This window comes from Streptodolium elevatio (assembly GCF_053592165.1).
The window spans coordinates 351,750-371,541 of sequence record NZ_JBSFVE010000005.1 but is presented as its reverse complement, the minus strand read 5'-3'; the positions used below and the strand labels follow the sequence as shown (position 1 = coordinate 371,541).

Annotated in this window: 15 protein-coding genes and 1 pseudogene; 7 read left to right on the top strand and 9 right to left on the bottom strand. The window is 71.2% G+C overall.

Going from position 1 to position 19,792, the window contains the following annotated elements; all coding sequences use genetic code 11:
- Positions 1 to 233 precede the first annotated feature (233 nt).
- Entirely contained in the window at positions 234 to 1,649 is a 1,416-nt protein-coding gene (locus ACWD12_RS13320; protein WP_450099644.1) for an MFS transporter, read from the top strand.
- A 181-nt stretch (positions 1,650 to 1,830) separates the two neighbouring features.
- The gene (locus ACWD12_RS13315; protein WP_450099643.1) at positions 1,831 to 2,583 is read left to right on the top strand and encodes a hypothetical protein; all 753 of its coding nucleotides are present in this window, start codon (positions 1,831 to 1,833) and stop codon (positions 2,581 to 2,583) included.
- Between the two features lie 533 nt (positions 2,584 to 3,116).
- On the opposite strand, the pseudogene ACWD12_RS13310 reads toward ACWD12_RS13315, so the two are convergent.
- Positions 3,117 to 3,695 (bottom strand): annotated as a pseudogene (locus ACWD12_RS13310) (DUF2867 domain-containing protein); the annotation flags it as partial.
- A gap of 155 nt (positions 3,696 to 3,850) precedes the next feature.
- Here ACWD12_RS13310 and ACWD12_RS13305 point away from each other — a divergent pair.
- Positions 3,851 to 4,426: a TetR/AcrR family transcriptional regulator gene (locus ACWD12_RS13305; protein WP_450099642.1), complete on the top strand. Its 576-nt coding sequence runs from the start codon at positions 3,851 to 3,853 to the stop codon at positions 4,424 to 4,426.
- 221 nt (positions 4,427 to 4,647) lie between these two features.
- Here ACWD12_RS13305 and ACWD12_RS13300 read toward each other — a convergent pair whose 3' ends face one another.
- From ACWD12_RS13300 to ACWD12_RS13290, 3 genes are all read right to left on the bottom strand, one after another.
- Complete coding sequence (locus tag ACWD12_RS13300; protein WP_450099641.1) at positions 4,648 to 6,198, bottom strand: glycoside hydrolase family 25 protein; 1,551 nt, start codon at positions 6,196 to 6,198, stop codon at positions 4,648 to 4,650.
- A gap of 256 nt (positions 6,199 to 6,454) precedes the next feature.
- Complete coding sequence (locus tag ACWD12_RS13295; protein WP_450099640.1) at positions 6,455 to 7,108, bottom strand: excalibur calcium-binding domain-containing protein; 654 nt, start codon at positions 7,106 to 7,108, stop codon at positions 6,455 to 6,457.
- Positions 7,109 to 7,306: 198 nt separating this feature from the next.
- Positions 7,307 to 8,152, bottom strand: coding sequence for an NAD(P)H-binding protein (locus tag ACWD12_RS13290; protein ID WP_450099639.1), 846 nt, complete (start codon positions 8,150 to 8,152; stop codon positions 7,307 to 7,309).
- A 158-nt stretch (positions 8,153 to 8,310) separates the two neighbouring features.
- Between ACWD12_RS13290 and ACWD12_RS13285 the strand changes: the two genes are divergently transcribed.
- Positions 8,311 to 8,694 carry a winged helix-turn-helix transcriptional regulator gene (locus ACWD12_RS13285; RefSeq protein ID WP_450099638.1) on the top strand — a complete coding sequence of 128 codons (384 nt, stop codon included), beginning with the start codon at positions 8,311 to 8,313 and terminating at the stop codon, positions 8,692 to 8,694.
- Positions 8,695 to 8,742: 48 nt separating this feature from the next.
- Here ACWD12_RS13285 and ACWD12_RS13280 read toward each other — a convergent pair whose 3' ends face one another.
- Complete coding sequence (locus ACWD12_RS13280; protein ID WP_450099637.1) at positions 8,743 to 9,621, bottom strand: NAD(P)-dependent oxidoreductase; 879 nt, start codon at positions 9,619 to 9,621, stop codon at positions 8,743 to 8,745.
- Positions 9,622 to 9,980: 359 nt separating this feature from the next.
- Here ACWD12_RS13280 and ACWD12_RS13275 point away from each other — a divergent pair, with 359 nt between their 5' ends.
- Positions 9,981 to 10,943 (top strand): helix-turn-helix domain-containing protein, encoded by a 963-nt coding sequence (locus tag ACWD12_RS13275; protein WP_450099654.1) that lies wholly within the window; start codon positions 9,981 to 9,983, stop codon positions 10,941 to 10,943.
- Positions 10,944 to 11,202: 259 nt separating this feature from the next.
- On the opposite strand, the gene ACWD12_RS13270 is transcribed toward ACWD12_RS13275, so the two are convergent.
- Together ACWD12_RS13270 and ACWD12_RS13265 are read right to left on the bottom strand one after the other, a co-directional pair.
- Entirely contained in the window at positions 11,203 to 12,435 is a 1,233-nt protein-coding gene (locus tag ACWD12_RS13270) for a cytochrome P450 (RefSeq protein ID WP_450099636.1), read from the bottom strand.
- A gap of 292 nt (positions 12,436 to 12,727) precedes the next feature.
- Positions 12,728 to 13,309 carry a TetR/AcrR family transcriptional regulator gene (locus ACWD12_RS13265; RefSeq protein WP_450099635.1) on the bottom strand — a complete coding sequence of 194 codons (582 nt, stop codon included), beginning with the start codon at positions 13,307 to 13,309 and terminating at the stop codon, positions 12,728 to 12,730.
- Between the two features lie 280 nt (positions 13,310 to 13,589).
- On the opposite strand from ACWD12_RS13265, the gene ACWD12_RS13260 reads away from it, so the two are divergent.
- Positions 13,590 to 14,936: an aromatic ring-hydroxylating oxygenase subunit alpha gene (locus ACWD12_RS13260; RefSeq protein ID WP_450099634.1), complete on the top strand. Its 1,347-nt coding sequence runs from the start codon at positions 13,590 to 13,592 to the stop codon at positions 14,934 to 14,936.
- Positions 14,937 to 15,304: 368 nt separating this feature from the next.
- Positions 15,305 to 16,381, top strand: a complete 1,077-nt coding sequence (locus ACWD12_RS13255; RefSeq protein WP_450099633.1) for a DUF4328 domain-containing protein — start codon at positions 15,305 to 15,307, stop codon at positions 16,379 to 16,381.
- A 572-nt stretch (positions 16,382 to 16,953) separates the two neighbouring features.
- Here the strand turns inward: ACWD12_RS13255 and ACWD12_RS13250 are convergent.
- Both ACWD12_RS13250 and ACWD12_RS13245 read right to left on the bottom strand, forming a co-directional pair.
- Entirely contained in the window at positions 16,954 to 17,781 is an 828-nt protein-coding gene (locus ACWD12_RS13250) for an exodeoxyribonuclease III (protein WP_450099632.1), read from the bottom strand.
- Between the two features lie 123 nt (positions 17,782 to 17,904).
- The gene (locus ACWD12_RS13245) at positions 17,905 to 19,590 is read right to left on the bottom strand and encodes an ABC-F family ATP-binding cassette domain-containing protein (protein WP_450099653.1); all 1,686 of its coding nucleotides are present in this window, start codon (positions 19,588 to 19,590) and stop codon (positions 17,905 to 17,907) included.
- Positions 19,591 to 19,792: the final 202 nt, after the last annotated feature.

Here is a 19,792-nt window from a genome sequence, read left to right as displayed (position 1 = left end):
CAGCCTCGGCTACCGCACACCCGTCGAATACGAAGCCGCCCTCGCAGCGGCCTGACCACCACAACGACGGTGTCCGTCAAAGCGGAGCAAGCTCAGCGCATGTCGTTGAGCCGTGGGGGATGTGGTGGTGGAGGGGGTCTGTTGGGGGGCGCCATGGGGTTGTCCCGGGTGGTGGTTGTACCGGGATAGCCAGGCTTCTGTTACGGGTACCGCGGCGCGGCGACCGTTGGCGCATGACCGAGACAACACTCCCCCGGCCGCTGCGCGCGCCGGAGGCGCCGCCGTCGCCGGCGCGGCCCGGGCTGCTCCTCGCCGCCGTGCTCACCGGCCAGTTCATGGCTCTGCTCGACGTGTCCGTGGTCAACGTCGCGGCGCCGACCCTGCGCGACGACCTCGACGCGTCGGGCTCCGCGCTCCAGTTCATCGTCGCCGGGTACACGATCGTGTACGCCGCCCTCATCGTCACCGGATCCCGCCTCGGAGGCATGTTCGGCTACCGGCGCCTCTTCGTCTCCGGCCTCGCCGTGTTCACCGCCGCGTCCCTCGCCTGCGGACTCGCCCCGGGGACCGGCTCGTTGATCGCCGCGCGGGCGGTGCAGGGCGCGGGCGCGGCGCTGATGGTGCCGCAGGTGCTTTCCGTGATTCAGCGTCAGTTCCAGGGCCCGGCACGGGCGAAGGCCCTTGGCCTGTACGCCGCGGTCATCGCGGGCGGCGCGGTCGCCGGGCAGATACTCGGCGGCGTACTGGTGACCGCCGACGTGTTCGGACTGTCGTGGCGCCCGGTGTTCCTGGTGAACGTGCCGGTCGGCCTGGCGCTCCTGGCCGTGGTGCCCCGCCTCATGCCGCCGGACCGTGCCGAGACCGCCCGGCGCCTCGACCTGCGGGGGCTGCTCGTGGTCTCCCCGGCGATCGTGCTGCTGGTGGTGCCGCTCGTCCTCGGCCACGAGGAGGACTGGCCGCAGTGGGGCTGGGTCTGCATGGCCGCGGGTGTCGCGCTGTTCGCGGCGTTCGGCCTGGTCGAACGCGGTGTCGAACGCCAGGGCGGCGCGCCGCTGGTGTCCGGGCGGCTGCTGCGCACGCCGGGCGTGGCCGGGGCGGCGGTGACGATGACGCTGGTGATGGCGTCGTACGCCGGATTCCTCTTCACCTCGGCCCTGTACCTGCAGGGCGGGCTCGGCTTCTCGGCGCTGCACGCGGGCGGCGTGTTCGTGCCGCCGGCGCTGGGGTTCGCGGTCGTCAGCCTCAACTGGCAGCGGCTGCCCGTACGTTTCCACCCGCACCTGCCCGCGATCGCCCTGGTGCCGGTCGCGGCGTCGTACCTCGGTCTGGCGTGGGCGCAGCACGAGGGGGCGAACCAGGCTGTGCTGATGGGCGTGTTGGCGTGCGTCGGTGCCTCGCTGGGCGCCGCATTCAGTCCGGTGATGGCGCTGGGCCTGCGTCGGGTGGCGCCGGTCGACGCGCCGGACGCGAGCGGACTGCTCGCCACCGTCACGCAGTTCGGCCAGGTCCTGGGTGTCGCGGTGTTCGGTACCGTGTACCTGGAGCGCATCGGCGCGGGCGCGGCGCAGGCGGCCTGGACGACGGGCCTTGGTCTGTCAGGGGTCGCACTGGCCGCGGCGCTCGGCGCGCTGACCCTCCGGCGCGGCTGACCTGCTCAGGGGGCGGTCGGCCCCGCGCGCGAACCGTCACCGCGAGCAAACCGTCACCGCGACGCTGTCGACTCCGTGACCCGCATGTGCGGAGAATCAGTCAGTTGATCGCACGCACATGGGGGCAACGGTGAGTCGTCCGGGGCTGGTTCTGCGGGGCACGGGTTTCTTGGTGGCGGCAATGCTGATCGCGCTCGCGGGGTGCAGCAGCGGTTCGGGCTCGACGGCTGAGGGTGACGGCCCGCCGACCAACGACATCGCCCGCATTCTGGGCGGCGACACCGGGCAGCCGTCGCCGGACCGCCCCGCGCCACCGCCGCCCTCGCCGACCGTCGACATACCGCTCGGGGACCGCGCCAAGGACGTGGTGCGGGCGGTGCCGCTGGAACCGCGTCACTGGGGGTCCACGTACGAGAAGCAGGAAGGGTACGAGGAGGACTCGCTCGCCCGGTTCGTCGTCGGCGACGACTGCACGAGCCGCGAGGACGGCACGATCCCCGGCGCGGTCGCCAACCTGTACCGCTACACGTTCAGCCCCACCGCCTCCGGCCTCGAACAGGTCTTCGCGGTGTCGGGAGCGACGGCGTTCGAGGACGTCACGTCGGCGAAGGCGGCGATCGACAAGCTCCGCGACGACGCGAAGCGATGCCCGTCCCAGACGCTGGCCGGCGGCGCGCGCCTGACCTCCGTGACGACCGACCCGCACGATCTTGCGGGCGTGGACGAGGCGCTGGTCATGGAGGCGATCTGGGTCGACGCGAAGGGCGAACGGAACGCTCCGTACGTGTGGGTGATGGCCAGGAAAGGGTCCATCGTCGTGGCGGTCCTGGCGGTCGACCTGAAGGCGCCCGACGTGAAGGCCACCGAAGAAATCGCCTTCCGCGGCGCGGCGTTGGTCGTCAAGCGTCTCACCGAGAAATTGAAGGCGCAGTAGCCCCCGGGAAGTCCGTACGTTCGGCCGGTCGTTCAGCGTATCCGCTTCGCCGCGTCGCGGAGGAGGCCCGGCACCAGGCGGCGGTGCACGGCGGACAGCGGGCGCCACGCGAGTCGGCCGACCGGTCGTTCGTAGCGGAGAAACGTGGCCAACGAGGTCCGTCCGCCGGTTGTTCGGACGACGAGGTTTCCGCTGAGGAACCAGGACGCCGCGGCCAATCGGATCCAGTCCTCCCCGCGTCCGGTGACGCGCCAGCCGGCCACGGTGTCCGCCGACCGCCCGCGGGTCAGCCGCAGGCCGAGCAGGCCGCGCCAGATGAACCGCTCGGCGAGGCTGGGGACGTCCCCGAACATGGCTCGGGCCCACCGCTCCGGGGTGGCGTCCGCATTAGCACCCGTGTCGATGGTGAACACGTCGACGTAGTCGAAGTCCGGCAACGAGGTGAGCGCCTGGAGAGACGGCGGGACGCTGCGCCTCCCGACGACCGGGGTGACGTCGCCGTCGCGCACCGAGGCGGGGACCTCGCGGCCCACGCGGCCGTGGTCCCGCCAGGCACGCTCCCATTGCCGGGTCAGCGCCGGGTAGACGACAAGATGACGGAACGGCGCGATGCCGGCCATGTAGAGGCGACCGAACGTCCCGTTGGGTTTCACCAGGACGGCCATGCGCAGCTCATGGTCGCCGTTGGGCGCCGGCGACCAGCCGAGATGCATGACCGTGTGGACGGTCTTGTTCGCCAGTTCGCGGGCGCACTCGGCGGGGAGTTCGTACACCGGGGTGAGGGGGACTTCGTCGGACTCGGGCCCCGGATCGTCCCGAAGGTCGGCGGGCAGGCGGTCGCGCAGGGACGGGACCCGGGCGGCGATGCCGTCCTCCGGCCTGTCCCACCCGAACAGCGCACCTAGCTTCCAGCGTGCCGCCCACAGGAACCGGAACTGCGCGCTCTGCCGTGCCGGTCCCCCGGCCGCCCGCATCGCGGCGAGCATGGCCGGGAAGTCGTCCGGCCCGGCGCCAGGCGTACGGAATGCCCACACGTCCTCCACCCGGAAGTCGCGGGTCAGTTCGTGGATGCGCCACGGCTGGTCCGTGTGCGCGCTGACGGGGAGCCTCACCGGCGGTCCCCCCTCGGACGCTCGGACCGGGGACGGCGGAACAGGGCGCGCACAGGGGGCATCGTTCGCTCCGTTCGGATATACGGTGGCGTACAAGACGAAGCTAGTCGATTTTGTACGGTGCCGTATATCCGGCGGGAAGTGAGGTGGGGCACATGGCGGGCACGCCCCGCACGCCGCGCGACAGGTGGGTCGAGGAAGGCCTGCACGCACTCGCCGCAGGCGGCCCGGACGCGGTTCGCATCGAGGTGCTGGCCAAGCGGCTCGGCGTCACCAAGGGCGGGTTCTACGGCTACTTCGCCGACCGCGACGCGCTCCTCGAAGCCGTGCTCGACACCTGGGAGCGGGAGAGCACCGACGAGGTGATCGACCGCGTCGAGCGGGAAGGCGGCGACCCCAAGGCCAAGATCCAGCGCGCGGGTGCGCTGACCTTCTCCGACGACCGCCTGCTACCGCTGGACCTGGCGATCCGCGACTGGGCCCGCCGCGACGACGCGGTGGCGGAACGGCTCCGGCGCGTGGACAACCGCCGCATGGAACTGCTGCGCGAGATGATCGGCACCTTCTGCTCCGATCCCGACGAGGTCGAGGCCCGCAGCCTGATCGCCTTCTGCGTCGCCATCGGCCAGCACTTCCTGGCCGCCGACCACGGCCCACGTACACGAGCCGAGGTGCGCGCGTACGCGGGAGACCTCATCCTCAAGCGCCCGCGGCGCACCGACGGGTCTTGACGGGGGCGTATCGGAGCCGCGCACAACGCATACCCCGCCATACCCCGCGACGGGGTGCCCGCCGATGTTTGGGTGGGCGCGAACCACCGCCGCGGGCCCCCGAATCCACGAGCCCGCGGCTGTCACCGACGACCCCCGCCCTCCTGGGGGCGGTTTGGCGTTCGGCCCTTGCGGACATCAGGCAAGGGCCTGCTATTAAGACCCTGCCCCGTCCCTCGCCGCTACCCCTCCGGGTAGTGCAGGGTCGCGTCCAACCTCGCGCCGCCGTGGCTCAGCCGCTTGACGCTCACCACGCGGGTGCGTTCGGACGCCTCCAGCTCAAGCCACCCCACCTCGCCGTTTCCGACCGTGCGCACCTGGTTGGCCTGGAGCCACGCGCCGTTGCCGTCGGCGACGTCGATGCGCACGGTGACCTTCTCCCCCGGTGGCACGTAGTCCGCCGAGACGTTGATCCACGCGCGGCCCGGGACAGCGGTGAAGGTGGTGGCCGAGTCGTCGCCGACCACGGCCGGGACGGTCTTCGAGACGAGTGCCATCTTCTTCTTGCCCCTCTGCGAGTTGTTCGGGTCCAGTGCGTCGGCGGGTGCGACCGGCGGCGAGCTGTCGACGCGCGTTCCGCCGCGCGGGTCGCTCGGGTCCGCGGTCGGCGGGCATCCGTCCGGGAACCTGGGGGCGAAGTATCCGGTGATCCCGGGGTCGGTGCGGCGGTACGTGTGCGTGTAGACGCCGCGCCCCTGCCGTCCGTCGCCGCCCTCCGGTTTGCTGTTGCCGCCCTTGGTCGTGACGTGGGTCCTGGTGAACCCGACGACGATCTCGGTGTGCTGGCCGTCGTCGAAGTTCACCCAGGCGCCGAGGCTGGGGTACGCGGTCCACTGCCCGCGCTGCCTCGCCCAGTTGCTGAAGCTCGTCACGTTGTTGGTCTTCGGGACGACGGACACCAGCCCCGCGTCCTCGTACATGCACCACTCGAAGATGACGCACCACGCGACGCCGTCCTCGCCGTACTGCTTGCCCCACCTGGTTCGGTTGTCCCAGCCCTCCGCGGGGTCCCAGTGTTCGTACGTCTGCTCGGGGACCGACAGCACGTGTGCGACGAGCCGCTCCCACGACGGCCGCGCCGGGCGGGCGGCCACGGCTGCCGCGGCGGCGGCACGTGACTCCTGGCTGTCGCGTGCCTCCGCGACCGGCTGGTGCCCCGGCACTGCCGCGGGCGGGGCCCCGGCCCAGGCCCGCAGCGCCGCCTCGCTGCCGTTGAACACGTTGGTGTCGAGCGGGTGTTCGGTGTACTGGTGGAAGCGCCAGGCGGCCTGGATGCGCGGCGCGCCGGCGGCCGCCGCATAGTCGGCGATCCACAGGAAGTCGCCGCATTCGTCGTCGGTGCGGAACCACCAGTCGCGGTTCGCGTACATGCCGACCTTGTGGCGCGGGTAGCGGGCCTTGACCTTGGCCAGCCACTGGTTCTTGCGGGCTGTGCACGTGGCGTCGGGCACGCCCTGGTTGTACGGCTCGAAGTCGAGCACGAGGAGTTCGTTCTCGGGGACGTCGCCGACGGTGGCGCAGAAGTGCGCCACCTCGTCGTCCACGGCGTTCTCCGCGTGGAAGAAGTGGTAGTAGCCGACGACGAGGCCGCGGCGCCGGGCCTCGGCCTGCTTGGCACGCCAGTCCGCCTGCTTGGTGCGTGCGCCTTCACTCGCCTTGATGATGACGAACCCGGCATCGGCGGGGATGCCCGTCTGGTAGTCCGAGACGTCGTATCCCTTGGCGAACCCCATCGCGACCCCCCGGCCGTGTCGTCGGCGATGCGCGGTCGACCGCTGCCGACCCCTCCCGGAAGTCTGCGACGAGTCCGGACGCCAGACCACCGATTGAGCCGGAGATCCCCCGAATGGAGCAGCGAAACCGCCGGTCGGAAGCCCGGCAAAACGGATCAAAAGCCATCAAGAGCCTTATAGCTCAAGATAGTTCAGGATAGGTCAGTTCGATCTCGAAACCGGACCAAATACCCCTCCCTCTCGGACCCGCCAACTCTCAGCGCTCGCAACCGACTCCGTCGCCGTCCATGTCCAAGTGCAGGCCGTAGCCGGGGTCTCCGCGATGGATCGGCGCCGCGCCCGCCTTCTTCACCTCGCGGCAGTTGCGGTAGAAGACGAAGGTCGGGCGATCGCTCGGCCGCGGATCCGGCTTGGTGTCCGTCGGGTTCGGCCGGGTCGCGGTGGACGACTTCGTCGGGGATATCGTGATCCGCGTCGGGTCGGCCGTCTTCACCGGCGGCACCGAGGTCGGCGCGCCGGAGCACGTCTCCTTGGCGGTGACGGCGGCCAGGTCCACCTTCTCCCGCGGATTCGACGGCCCCGGCGCGGGCGACTGCGTGCACACCTTCCACGACTTGTCCGCGACCGGCTTGCGGTTCTGGTTGAGCGCGTCGCGGTAGCCGACGTCGGTGAACCCGGCGGCCTTCACCGCCGCGGTCGCCGCCGCCAGATCCTTGCCCGTCAGGTCGGGCATGTTCACCGTCGGCAGCGCCGCACCGTCCTGGGCACCGGTGTCCCGGACTATGGGCGCGGCGTTGTCCTTGTCCTTGCTCTTCCCGGAACCACTGCTGCACCCGGCGACGCCGAGAGTCGCGCAGGCAAGCAGTGCCAGGGTCGTACGTGCGGCTTGGTCGCGCATGGTGGTGGCCATCTCCCGGAAGCATTCAATTGCCGGAACCCTAGCGACGCGCCACCCGAACGCACATTCCAACCTCCAAATCCCGTCCCTGCGGACTGGAACAAGACGGCTCAGTCCCAGGCAATCCGGGCGGCCGGTGCATCCGGACCGCCCGGACCCGCCGGACCGCCCGACGCCGACGACGCCGACGCCGACGCCGACGCGCCCGGCCTACCGGAAGCCGTCCGCGTTGCGCCGCGCCCAATCCGCGAACGAGCGCGGCTCCCGGCCCAGGACCTGGCGTACGTCCGGGCTCACGTACCGCTCCCCGGGCGTGGGTTCGCCGAGGATCGCCAGCGTCGTGTCCACCACCGGCTCGGGCATGAAGCGGAGCATCTCGGCGCGCGCCTCGTCGCGCGTCTGCTCGACGAACGCCACCGGCTCGCCGATCGCGTCGGCTATCGCCTGCGTGCGTTGCCGCGGCGTGGTGGGCGCGGAGCCGGTCAGCTCGTACGTCCGGCCCGTATGCCCGTCGCCGCGCAACGCCGCCGCGGCGACCTCCGCGATGTCGAGCGGGTCCACCACCGGCAGGCCGATGTCGCCGAAGGGCGCGGTCACGACGCGCCGGGTGCGGACCGACTCGGCCCAGGCGTACATGTTGGAGGCGAAGCCGCCGGGCCGCAGAATCGTCCAGTCCACGCCCGACTCCCGGACCGCCTCCTCGATGGCCAGAGCGACGCCGCCGTGCGAGGCGGAATCCGGGCGGGTGACCACACCCTGGGAGGACAGCAGGACGATGCGCTCGATGCCGGCCGCCTTGGCGACGCCCGCGATGGCCCGCGGGTCGAGGCGGAAGGCGCTCGCGCTGCCGTTCTGTAGGAAGAGGGCGCGGGCGCCCTCGAAGACCGGCCGCAGACTGTCGGCTTCGGTAAGGTCCGCCTGCCGTGCGACCACCCCCGGTGGTACATCCGCATCTGTGATGCCCCTGGAGGTCGCGGTCACCGCGCTGCCGTCGGCGGCGAGGGTCCGCACCAGTGCGCCGCCGACGTTGCCCGTTGCTCCTGTCACGACGATCATGAGTAACTCCCGTGCTGTGTTTGAGCGTTCGGATTCGCCCGAGTGGGCTGGGGCGCCGCCGGGAGTTGTTCTCCGGGGCGCTGAGCCGACGCTAACACCGGGGATATAGTAGGTACCTACAGGAAAGTGACTATCCACAAGGGGTGCGGATGTCGGCCATGGGAACCAAATCGGCGCAGACCGCCGTGGACCCGCAACTCGCGTGTCCCGTCGGCCCCGTCGTCGACATCGTCTTCAGCCGGTGGACCACGCCGATCCTGTGGACGCTGCACGTGCACGGACGGCAGCGGTTCGTCGAGTTGCAGCGGCGGATCGACGCCATCACGCCGAAGGTGCTGACCCAGCGCCTGCGGCAGTTGGAGCGCGACGGGCTGGTGGTCCGCACGTACCACCCGGAGGTGCCGCCGCGGGTCGAGTACGAGATCAGCGAGCTGGGCCTGAGCCTCGCGCCGCTGTTCGCCCACCTCGCGGAGTGGGCGGACGGCAACCTGGACAAGGTCGACCGCGCCCGGCAGGCGTACGACGCCGATCCCGCACACTGAACGATCCGGGCCGGCACTCCGCGCGGGGCCGCGGCCGCGGCAGGCGCCTCAGGCGGCCTTGGGCCGGAAGTGATCGATCAGCCGCGCGTATCCGTCACCTTCGTGGCCGCGGGCGATCGCGGCGGCCACCAGCCCGCGGGTGAACTCCGGCAGAGCGGCGTCCACGCCCCGCGCGCGGCTCTCGTCGATCAGGTGCTCGATCGGCGGCATGTGCGAGGCGAGCGACGCGTCGACCGCCGCGAAGTCGCCGCTGTCGACCTGGTCGGCGACCACGCCGCTGAAGACGCCGATGGCGCCGAGCCACGAGGTGGCGAAGGGCAGGAAGTCCTTGGCCGGGACACCGTCGGCGGCCAGCAGCGCGGCGGCGTGCACGAAGCCGTTGAGACTGCCCCACATGATGCCGAGCAGCGCCACGTCGTACAGGGACGCGAGGCCGGTGTCCTCGCTCAGGTGCGTGGTGGCGCCGCCGAGCAGCCGCAGGGTGTCCGCGTGTGCGGCGAACACGTCGGCGGGGCCGCCGTACAGCAGGACGGTGTCCGGCTGCCCGATGCCGGGCGGCGTCATCATGATCGCGCCGTCCAGGTACGCCGCGCCGTGCCCGGCCGCCCACGCGGCCATCTCACGGGCCTCGGCGGACGAGCCGGAGGTGAGGTTGACGAGCGTTCGCCCGGCGAGCGCGTCGGCGACAGGGTCGAGGAACTCGCGGACCGCGTGGTAATCGCGTACGCACACGATCAGCAGGTCGCTCGCCTCCACGGCGTCGCGGACGCCGGCGGCCTCCTTCGCACCGCGCTCGGGCAGGTCGCCGGCCCGGCCTGGGGTGCGGTTCCAGACGGTGGTGACGCGGCCGCCGGCCAGCATCGCGCCGGCCAGAGCCTGGCCCATCAGGCCGAGGCCGAAGACGGTGACGGTACGGGTGTCGCCCATGAGTTTGTGCTCCTCGAATGACTCGCGTGCGTCGCAGGGATCGCGCAAATCGCGTTGTTCTGCGCTCGTGGAAAACCCTCGCAGTCGGCGCTACGGCACGACACTGGCAGGACTGACGATATTCACCAGATTCCTGCCATAGGCTTCCAGGCGTGAGCGCACCCGACCCGCGGAACCTGCGGACCGCACCAAGTACCGCGTCCGGCAAGACCGACGAGACAGACGGGATAGAGGGGATGGAGGGGACAGAGAGGACAGGGACATCTGACCCGATAGACGCGACAGACGGGACCGGCAAGAAGGGCCCCGGCTCCGTCGCCCTCGTCGTTTTCGACGACGGCCCGCTCGCGCCGTGGGACATGTTCGAGATCGGGCTCGCCTGCGCGGTGTTCGGCGTCCGGCACAGCAACCTGCACGACCCCTGGTACGACCTGCGGCTGTGCGGCGTGGCCCCGAACACCGCCGCCGGCACTCCCGGATTCGTGCTCAACGCGCCGTACGGCCTCGACGAACTCGCCCGCGCCGACACCGTGATCGTCCCGGCGGTGCCCGAGGAGTGCATGGACGGTACGCGCGAGATCCCGACCGTACTCACCGCCGCGCTGCGCCGCGCCGCGGACGCCGGAGCGCGCATCGTCTCGCTCTGCAACGGCGCCTTCGCACTCGCCGCGGCGGGGCTGCTGGACGGCCGCCGGGCCACCGCGCACTGGGAGCACACCGCGACCCTCGCCCGGCGCTACCCGCGGATCGACGTCGACGACCAGGTGCTCTACATCGACGAGGGCGATGTGCTGACCAGCGCCGGAATGAGCGGCGGCCTGGACCTCTGCCTGCACCTGGTACGCCGAGACCTCGGCGCGAAGGTCGCCAACCAGCTCGCCCGCGTCCTCGTCGTGCCGGCCCACCGTCCGGGCGGCCAGGCCCAGTTCATCGAACGCGCGGTGCCCGAGACCGACGACGACAGCCTCACCCCTGTGCTGGCCTGGGCCACCGAGAACCTCCACGAGCCACTTGCGGTGGACGAACTGGCGGCCCGTGCGGGCATGAGCCCGCGGTCGTTCCACCGCCGGATGCGCGCTGCGGTCGGCACCACGCCGCTTCAGTGGCTGCTCGGACAACGCCTCGCCCGGGCGCAGGAGTTGCTGGAGTCGACGGACCTGCCGATCGACCACGTCGGGGAGCGCAGCGGCCTGGGCACGGCGAACAACCTGCGCCGCCAGTTCGCCCTGCACCTCGGCGTCTCCCCCACCGAATACCGCAGAGGCTTCCCCTCCACCCACCCCGCCCGCGACCTCCGTACGGCGGGCAGCGCGGTCGGATAGGACCGCGGCTCGCGACGCGGGGGCATCTACGCTATGTGGCACGGAACTTGCGGAGGGACCGAATTCCCGGCATCTCGACCGGGCACCGAGCCGACCCGACAAATCCGCCCGTCCCGCCGAACAACCCGCAGCGCGCGCAGAGCCCCCTCCGCTGCTCCCGTAGGCGGAGGGGGCTCTGGCTGTCCGGCCGGGTAAGGCCGGGTCTCTGGGGAGGTCGCGGCCGACAGCTCGCGGGGCTGCTGTCGGCCTCGTGGCCGCGTCAGGCGTAGTTGACCTGAAGCTCCTTGATTCCGTTGATCCAGGCGTGACGGAGGCGGCGCGGCTCCGCGGCCTTCGCGATGTTCGGCATCGCGTCGGCGATGGCCTCGAACATCAGGTTGATCTCCATGCGGGCGAGGCTGGCGCCGAGGCAGAAGTGCGGCCCGCCGCCGCCGAAGCCGAGGTGCGGGTTCGGGTCGCGGGTGATGTCGAACTTGTCGGGGTTCTCGAACACCAGCGGGTCGAAGTTCGCCGAGCTGTAGAAGATGCCGACGCGCTGGCCTTCCTTGATCTCCTGGCCGCCGAGGACCGTGTCGGCGGTGGCGGTGCGCTGGAACGACATGACCGGCGACGAGTAGCGGACGATTTCGTCCGCGGTGGTCTCCGGGCGGGACGACTTGTACAGGTCCCACTGGTCCGGGTTGTCGAAGAAGGCCAGCATGCCGTGTGTGATGGCGTTGCGGGTGGTCTCGTTGCCGGCCACCGCGAGGAGCAGCACGAAGAACCCGAACTCGTCGGAGGAGAGCGAGCCCTCGGACTCGGCGGCCACGAGCTTGGAGACGATGTCGTGGGCCGGGCAGGCCTTGCGCTGCTCGGCCATGCCCATCGAGTACATCATGACCTCGGCGGCGGCCGCGGCGCCGACGGAGGAGTCTTCGGCGTACTCGGGGTCGTCGTAGCCGAGCATCTGGTTCGACCACTCGAAGATCTTGCGGCGGTCCTCCTGCGGGACGCCGATCAGCTCGGCGATGGCCTGCAGCGGGAGTTCACACGCGACCTGGGTCACGAAGTCGCCGCTGCCCGCCTTGATCGCGTCGTGCACGATCCGTGCGGCGCGGTCGGTGAGGGCGTCCTTGAGGGCGTTGATGGCGCGCGGTGTGAAGCCGCGCTGCACGATCGAGCGCAGCCGGGTGTGCTCCGGTGGGTCGATGTTGATCATGATGAGCTTCTGGGCGTCGATGGAGTTGACGTCCATGCCCTCGGCGAAGCGGATGATCGCGGTGTTGCGGTTGGTCGAGTAGAGCTCCGGCTTGGTGGAGACCTCCTTGACGTCCGCGTGGCGCGTCACGAGCCAGTAGCCGTCGTCCCGGAAGTTGGAGACCTCGGGCGTCTGCGGCACCCACTTGACCGGCGCGGTCCGGCGGAGCTCGGCGAACTCCTCCAGCGGCAGGCGCTCGGTGTAGAGGTCCGGGTCGGTCGGGTCGAAGCCTTCCGGGAGAACCGGACACGTCATGGGAGCCTCCTCGGGCCGGGGTGCGGTGGGGTGCGCGGCGGGTGACGACTGTTGGTGCCGCGATCCGGTCGTGCGGTCCGCGAGTACGCGGGTACTGCGGTCCTGCGCAGGTCTTGCGGTGGTACGCGGGTACTGCGGTGGTGCGTGCCTACGGCGTGCGGTGGAACCTGCGCACCGGGACGGGGTGTGCGGGTGATGTGCGGGTGAAAGTGCGGGTCGTGCGCATGCGGAGACGTTTCTGTTGTGCGGCCTGCTGTCCGGCGGGGTCTCCGGTCTGTCGCCCAGCCGGCGATCAGGCGGCGTCGGGTGACGCGGCCGGTCTGCTGCGCCGCGGGGCCAGCAGCCTGCGGACGATGTCGAGGAGCAGGCCCCGCAGTTCGTCGTCCGGAAGCTCCGGGAACATCGCCACGGCGGAGTAGATGCCGCCCATCGCGACGGTCGAGGCGACCCGGAACTCGATGGGCCGTTCGCCGTCGCTGAGGACGCCGCGCACCCGCCCGGTGATCGACTCCAGCCTGGGCCGGATCGCGGGGTGGGTGCCCACGGACACGTCGCGGTCGAGGATGACGGCGAGGGTGCGGTAGCGGAGCAGGAAGTCGACGTACCCCTCGAACAGGAGGCGCTGGCGGGCCGCTTGGCCCTTGCGGCGTTCCGCGGTGTCCAGGACGCGGTCCAGGTCGTTGAGTGCGGGGCGCAGCAAGGCGTCGAGCAGTTCGTCCTTGGTACGGAAGTGGTAGTACAGCGCCGCCTTGGTGACGCCGACGCGGTCGGCGATGGCCTGGAGCGAGGTGCCCGCGAACCCGTGCTCGGCGAACAGTTCGACGGCGGCGGAGAGCACCTTGTCGTAGGTGTCCTCGGGTGCCGGTGCGGCCATCGTTCCTCCCCTCGCGCGTCGCGTGGTGCGTCCTGCGGTCTGGCGCCTGCGGGATGAACGTACGTCGGCGGTTGACGATTGACAAGGCTGATTGGGCATCAATTTTGTGGCGTGGCCGGTGATTTCGGGGATTTCTGCTTGCCGTCCGGCTAGTGGATCCGCACTGTGCGCACGCCTGCGCGGTCGGTGATCATCGGTCGCATAACGCGACCCTTGTTTCGCGGGACGCAGCGTGGCACCCTTCGCGCGCCAGCGTGCAGAGGCCCGGCAGGAGGCGCACATGACCGCGACCCAGGACCATCCGGCGATCACGCCGATCAGCGACGTGCGGCTGCACGAGGGAGTGGACGACGGTACGGCGACCGGCCCGGTGGACTCGTCGGCCGAGCTGGTGAAGGTGCCCGTACACCGGTACACGTCACAGGAGTTCGCGGATCTGGAGCAGCGGCGGCTGTGGACCCGGACGTGGCAGCTGGCGTGCTGCGTGGACCACGTCGCGGCGCCCGGGGACTTCTTCGAGTACCGGGTCGGGGCGTACGCGGTGGTCGTGGTGCGCGACGCGGACGGGATGCTGCGGGCGTACCAGAACGCGTGCCGGCATCGAGGCAACAGCCTGTGTACGGGCGCCGGTTCGGGCCTGACCGAGCTGCGCTGCGGCTACCACGGCTGGACGTGGGACCTGGCCGGGCAGTTGCGCAAGGTGCCGGGCCGCAAGGGGTTCGGGCAGCTGAAGATGTCGGAGTTCCCGCTGCTCGCCGCGCAGGTGGACACGTGGGGACCGTTCGTGTTCGTCAACCTCGACCTCGAGGCGCCCGGCCTGGGCGAGTACCTGGAGGCGGTGCCGGGCGACACGGAGTGGGCGCGGATCGAGGAGTTCCGCTGCACGGCTTCGGTGGTCGGCGATGTGGCGGCCAACTGGAAGACGGTCGCGGACGGGTTCAGCGAGACGTACCACATCCAGACACTGCACCCGGAACTGCTGTGCAACATCGACGACGTCAACGCGCCGCAGCGGCTGTGGGGGCACACCGGCAAGTCAGAGCAGCTGTACGGGCTGGCCAGTCCGCGCATCAAGGAGGGCCTGACCGACCAGGAGGTCTGGGACTCCTTCATCGTGACGCAGGGTCAGCGCATGGGGATCACCGAGGCCTGCCCGGTCCCGGAGATCCCGGCGGGCGAGACGTTGACGGACGTCATCGCGGACCGGGTCCGGCAGCACGTGGCGAAGTCGGGGACGGACCTGTCGGGGTTCGACACGGACCGCATCATGCGTCTGCACCAATACCAGCTGTTCCCGAACTGCTCGGTGTTGCTGACCGCGGACACGCTCAGTGCGCTGGTGGCGCGTCCGGGCGCGACGCCGGGCACGGCCGAGATGGGTATCTTCGCGTTTCGGCGGGCGGCGTCCGGTGATGCGCCGTACACGCGGCCGATGGACCTGCGGGTCGCCTTCGAGGAACTGGACCTGGGTTATGTGCTGAACCAGGACGCGGCGGTGCTGGCCGGTATCCAGCGCGGGATGAACCAGCCCGGTCTGACCGAGTTGGTGTTGTCGCAGGAGGAGAAGCGGGTCATCAACACGCACCGGAACCTGGAGCTGTACTTGGGCATCGGCCCGCGCGACTGACCTGGCGCGCGGATGATGGGGTACGCGGATGACGGGGCGCGCGGATGACGGGGCGCGGATGACGGGGCGTGCCGGACAAATGCACGGAGGGGCGTTCGTCGCTTTTCGGCCGGACCCGACCTGACACGGCAGCCTGAAGCACGGCATGATGCGCTGCACAACCATGCCGGTGTCCGCGGTGGGTGCGCGGCCGTGTCGGCGATTCGTGACCAGTAGGGGGAACCCCTCAGATGCAGTGCGCCAACTGCGGTGCCCAACTCACTCCGAACGGCTTCTGTCCCGCGTGCGGCGCCGCCCCGACCCAGGCGGGCGGCGATCCCTTCGCGCCGCCGGGCGGGGCCGTACCGCCCCCGCCGCAGGCTCCGGGCATGCACTCCGGTCCCCCGCCCGGCGCGCAGCCCGGGGGCTATCCCGGAGCCCGGCCGGGCCCGTACGGCGGGGTGCCGCACGCGGGGTTCCCGCAGCCCGGCATGCCGCCCGCGGGGATGCCGCCTGGTGGGATGCCGCCAGGGGGTGCGTGGCAGGGCGGCGTTCCCGGGTACGCGCCGCCGATGCAGTGGACGCCCGTACAACCGCTGCGCGGCCTGGCGACCGCCGTATCGATCCTGCTCGGGGTCGTGGCGGCGATCGACGTCCTGTCCGCGATCGCGTTCTTCCGCCGGGCGTCGCTCTTCGGCGACCTCCGCGACGGACGGCTCTTCGCCTTCAGCGAGGCGGACGACGCCGACGACCTCGTGGAGGCCTCGCTCGGACTGCTCGGCTTCGGCGCCCTCGCCACCGCGATCGTGTTCATGATCTGGTTCCACCGGGCCCGCTCCAACACCGAGGCCTGGTACGCCCCGCAGGCGACCATGAGCAAGGGCTGGGCGATCGGCGGCTGGTTCATCCCGCTGGCGAACTACGTCATCCCGATGATCGTGGCCAACGACACGTGGAAGCGCAGCGACCCCCAGCCGGCCGGCCCGATGGGGCGCCCCGCTGGCAAGGCACTGCTCTGGGCGTGGTGGATCGTCTTCGGACTCTCCGGGATCCTCTTCTCGATCTCCTTCGGGGTCCGGGAGACCAAGGAGGACGTCGAGGACGGCGAAGTCTCCTACCTGGACTACATCGACGGCGGCGAGACCGGCGACAACCTCGCGGGTGTGTCGAGCCTGCTGCGTATCGCCGCGGCGGTGCTCGCGATCCTCGTCGTGCAGAAGATCACCAAGTGGCAGAGCCAGCGCCTCGGCCTGGAGCCTGTCGGCCCGATCGCGTACGCCCCCGGCATGCCTCCCGGCGGCCCGGGCTTCCCGGCCCCCCAGCCCGGCGGCCTGTACCCCGGCTCCCACCCGGGCTCGCAGCCCGGGCACTACCCCGGCTCCCAGCCCGGGGCCCAACCCGGCTGGGGCGGCCAGCAGCCCCCACCCGCACCCCCCACCCAGGGCCCCGACCTCCACAAACACTGACTCCGGCCCGGCCCTCCAGCCCGGCCGAACCGCTCGTTCCGCACACACAAGGCCCCCGCCCCGTTCTCACCCGAGGACGGAGCTGGGGGCCTTGGGCGTGTTCGGGGTCAGCGGAGGCGGCGACGTACCTCGCGGATCACTTCCTGCTCGACCCGACTGCGTGCCGCCCGCCGCGGATTGCGAATCCACCCGAAGCGGCGGCGGGCCCGGCGTACAGGGGCCGGGGTCAGGTGGGACATGGGGTGCCGGGTAACCGACCGGGTGTGCGACCACCGGGCGTACCAGCGTGGTGCGATGATCCTCATGAGTGTGCGCACGGCACCCTCCCCCTTCGCTCCCCCGACGCGACGTCTACCGCGTCTGCCCCCACAGACGGCAAATTGCCGCCCCCGGTTGCGCCCGGTCGTGCCGTGGCCGGGACGACGGCGGCCGACTCCTGCCCTGTGCCCAACTGCCGCGGGTCCGCGGCAAGTTCCAGCGCGCTTGTCGCCACCTTGAGCCGATGTCCGGCGAATTGCAACCATGTGCGTCGGAGAATCGCCGGGACGGCGCCGCTGGGGCGGTCGCGGTTCCTACTCGGCGTCTCCTTCGGCGGCGTCGTACGCGACGTCGAAGGTGACCGTGACGGGGGCGTGGTCGGACCAGCGTTCGGCGTACGTCGCCGCGCGGCCCACGACGGCGGACGTCGCGGTCTTGGCGATGCCCGTCGTGGCCGCGATGTAGTCGATGCGCCAGCCCGAGTCGTTGTCGAAGGCCTTGCCGCGCATGGACCACCAGGTGTAGGGCCCGGCGACGCCGGGGTGCAGGTTGCGCACGACGTCGTGGTAGCCGGCCTTGCCGAAGACCTCGGTGAGCCAGGCGCGCTCGTCCGGGAGGAAGCCGGACTTCTTGAGGTTGCCCTTCCAGTTCTTGATGTCGGCCTCGGTGTGGCAGATGTTCCAGTCGCCGCACACCAGGACCTCGCGGCCTTCGGCGGCGGCCTTCTCGCGCATGCGGACCATGTGGGCGGCGAGTTCGGCCATGAAGCGGCTCTTCTCGTCCTGCTTGGGGGTCTCGGCCTCGCCGGTGGGCAGGTAGAGGCTGGCGACGGTGACGCCGGGGAGGTCGACCTCGATCCAGCGGCCGGTGGCGTCGAATTCGGGCGAGCCGAAGCCGATGCGGTGCGCGGTGGGGGCGACGCGCGAGTAGACGGCGACGCCGGCGCGGCCCTTGAGGACGGAGGGGGCGTACACGGTGTGCCATCCCTCGGGGTCGCGGACCTCGTCGGCGAGCTGGTGCGGCTCGGCGCGCACCTCTTGGAGGCAGACGACGTCGGACGCGGTGGCCTGGAGCCATGCGGTGAAGCCCTTGCCGGACGCCGCGCGCAGGCCGTTGACGTTGATCGAGGTGACGGTGAGCATCCCGGAAGAGTATCCAAACGGGGCAAACTTCCGGAGCCGCGGCCTCTGACTCCCTGGGCCCCCGGCCGCACGCCAGAGACCGCAGACCGCAGGCCACCCGCCGCAGGCCGCGCTGCCGGGCCGTCAGCCTCGGGGCCGGTCGACGCGCCCCTCGGTCCACACGGGCTCGGCGCTCTCCCGTACGCGGCCGTCGGCGCCGAAGACGAGGAAGCGGTCGAAGGCCTTCGCGAACCAGCGGTCGTGGGTGACCGCGAGGACCGTGCCGTCGAACGCCTCCAACGCCTGCTGGAGGGCCTCGGCCGAGACGAGGTCGAGGTTGTCGGTCGGCTCGTCGAGCAGCAGCAGGTTGGCGCCGGACAGCTCCAGCAGCAGGATCTGGAAGCGCGCCTGCTGGCCGCCGGACAGGGTGTCGAAGGGCTGCTCGGCGGCGTACGCGAGTTCGTAGCGATCCAGGACGCGCGCGGCCTGCTCCAGGCCCATGCCGGAGCGGTGCGCGTCGCCGCGGTGCAGGATCTCGACGAGCGTCTTGCCGGCGAACTCCGGGTGCTCGTGGGTCTGGGCGAACCATCCGGGGCGCACCCGGGCGCCGAGCCGGGCCAGGCCGGAGTGCGCGACGGGCGCGATGGCGACCTCGCCGACGGGCCGGTGCTCGATGTCGGGGTCCGAGCCGCCGGCCGCGAGGAGCCGGAGGAAGTGCGACTTGCCGGAGCCGTTGGAGCCGAGCACCGCGACCCGGTCGCCGTACCAGACCTCCAGGTCGAAGGCCTTCATCAGCCCGGTGAGCTCGACGGCCTCGGCGACCACCGCGCGTTTGCCGGTACGGCTGCCGCGCAGGCGCAGCCGCACGTTCTGCTCACGCGGGATGTTCTGCGGCGGCCCGGCCTCCTCGAACTTGCGCAGCCGGGTCTGCGCGGCCTGGTAGCGCGAGGCGAGGCCGTCGTTGTAGGCGGCCTTGTTCTTGTACATCAGCACCAGGGCCTTGAGCTTGGCGTGCTCCTCGTCCCAGCGGCGGCGCAGTTCCTCGAAGCGTTCGAAGCGGGCCTCGCGGGCGGCGTGGTAGGTGCCGAACGATCCGCCGTGCAGCCAGGCGGTGTTGCCCGCGGCGCCCAGTTCGACGGTGACGATGCGGTCGGCGGCGTTGGAGAGCAGTTCGCGGTCGTGGGAGACCAGCAGGACGGCCTTGGGCGTGTCGCGCAGCGCCTGTTCCAGCCACTGCTTGCCGGGGACGTCGAGGTAGTTGTCCGGCTCGTCGAGGAGCAGCACCTCGTCGGGGCCGCGCAGGAGCGCTTCCAGCGCGAGGCGTTTCTGCTCGCCGCCGGACAGCGTGGTGATCTGGCGCCACTTGGCGACGTCGTACCCGATGCCGAGTGCGGCGGTGCAGCACTGGTCCCAGACGGGTTCGACGTCGTAGCCGCCGGCGTCGGCGAACTCGCCGAGTGCGGCGGCGTACCGCATCTGGGTGGGTTCGTCGTCGGTCTCCATGAGCGCGAGTTCCGTCTCGTCGACGGCGCGCACGGCGTCGCGTACGCGTGGCGGGGCGACCGACACGAGCAGGTCCCGGACCGTCGACTCGTCGCGGATCCGGCCGATGAACTGCGGCATCACACCGAGGCCGCCGCTGCGGGTGACGGCGCCGGAGTCGGGCTTGACCTCGCCGGTCACGATGCGCAGAAGGGTCGTCTTGCCTGCCCCGTTGGCGCCCACAAGCGCGGTGGTGGCCCCTTCGGCGACGCGGAACGACACCTCGTCCAGCAGCACGCGTCCGTCGGGCAGCGAGTAGCTCACCGTGTTGATGTCGATGTGTCCCACGGTGTTCGCCGCTCCCATGCGCTGGTGGTGCCCCCGCTGTCCCCCCGTTTCTATCGGCTGGGCACGCCGTCCGCCACGCGATATACCCGGCGCGCCGCCATGTGGCCGCGGGCCACGTGGCGGGTGGCGGCATGGACGGTCGCGGGGTGGACGGTGACCAGGTGGACGGTGACGAGGTGGACAGTCGCGGCATGGACACTGG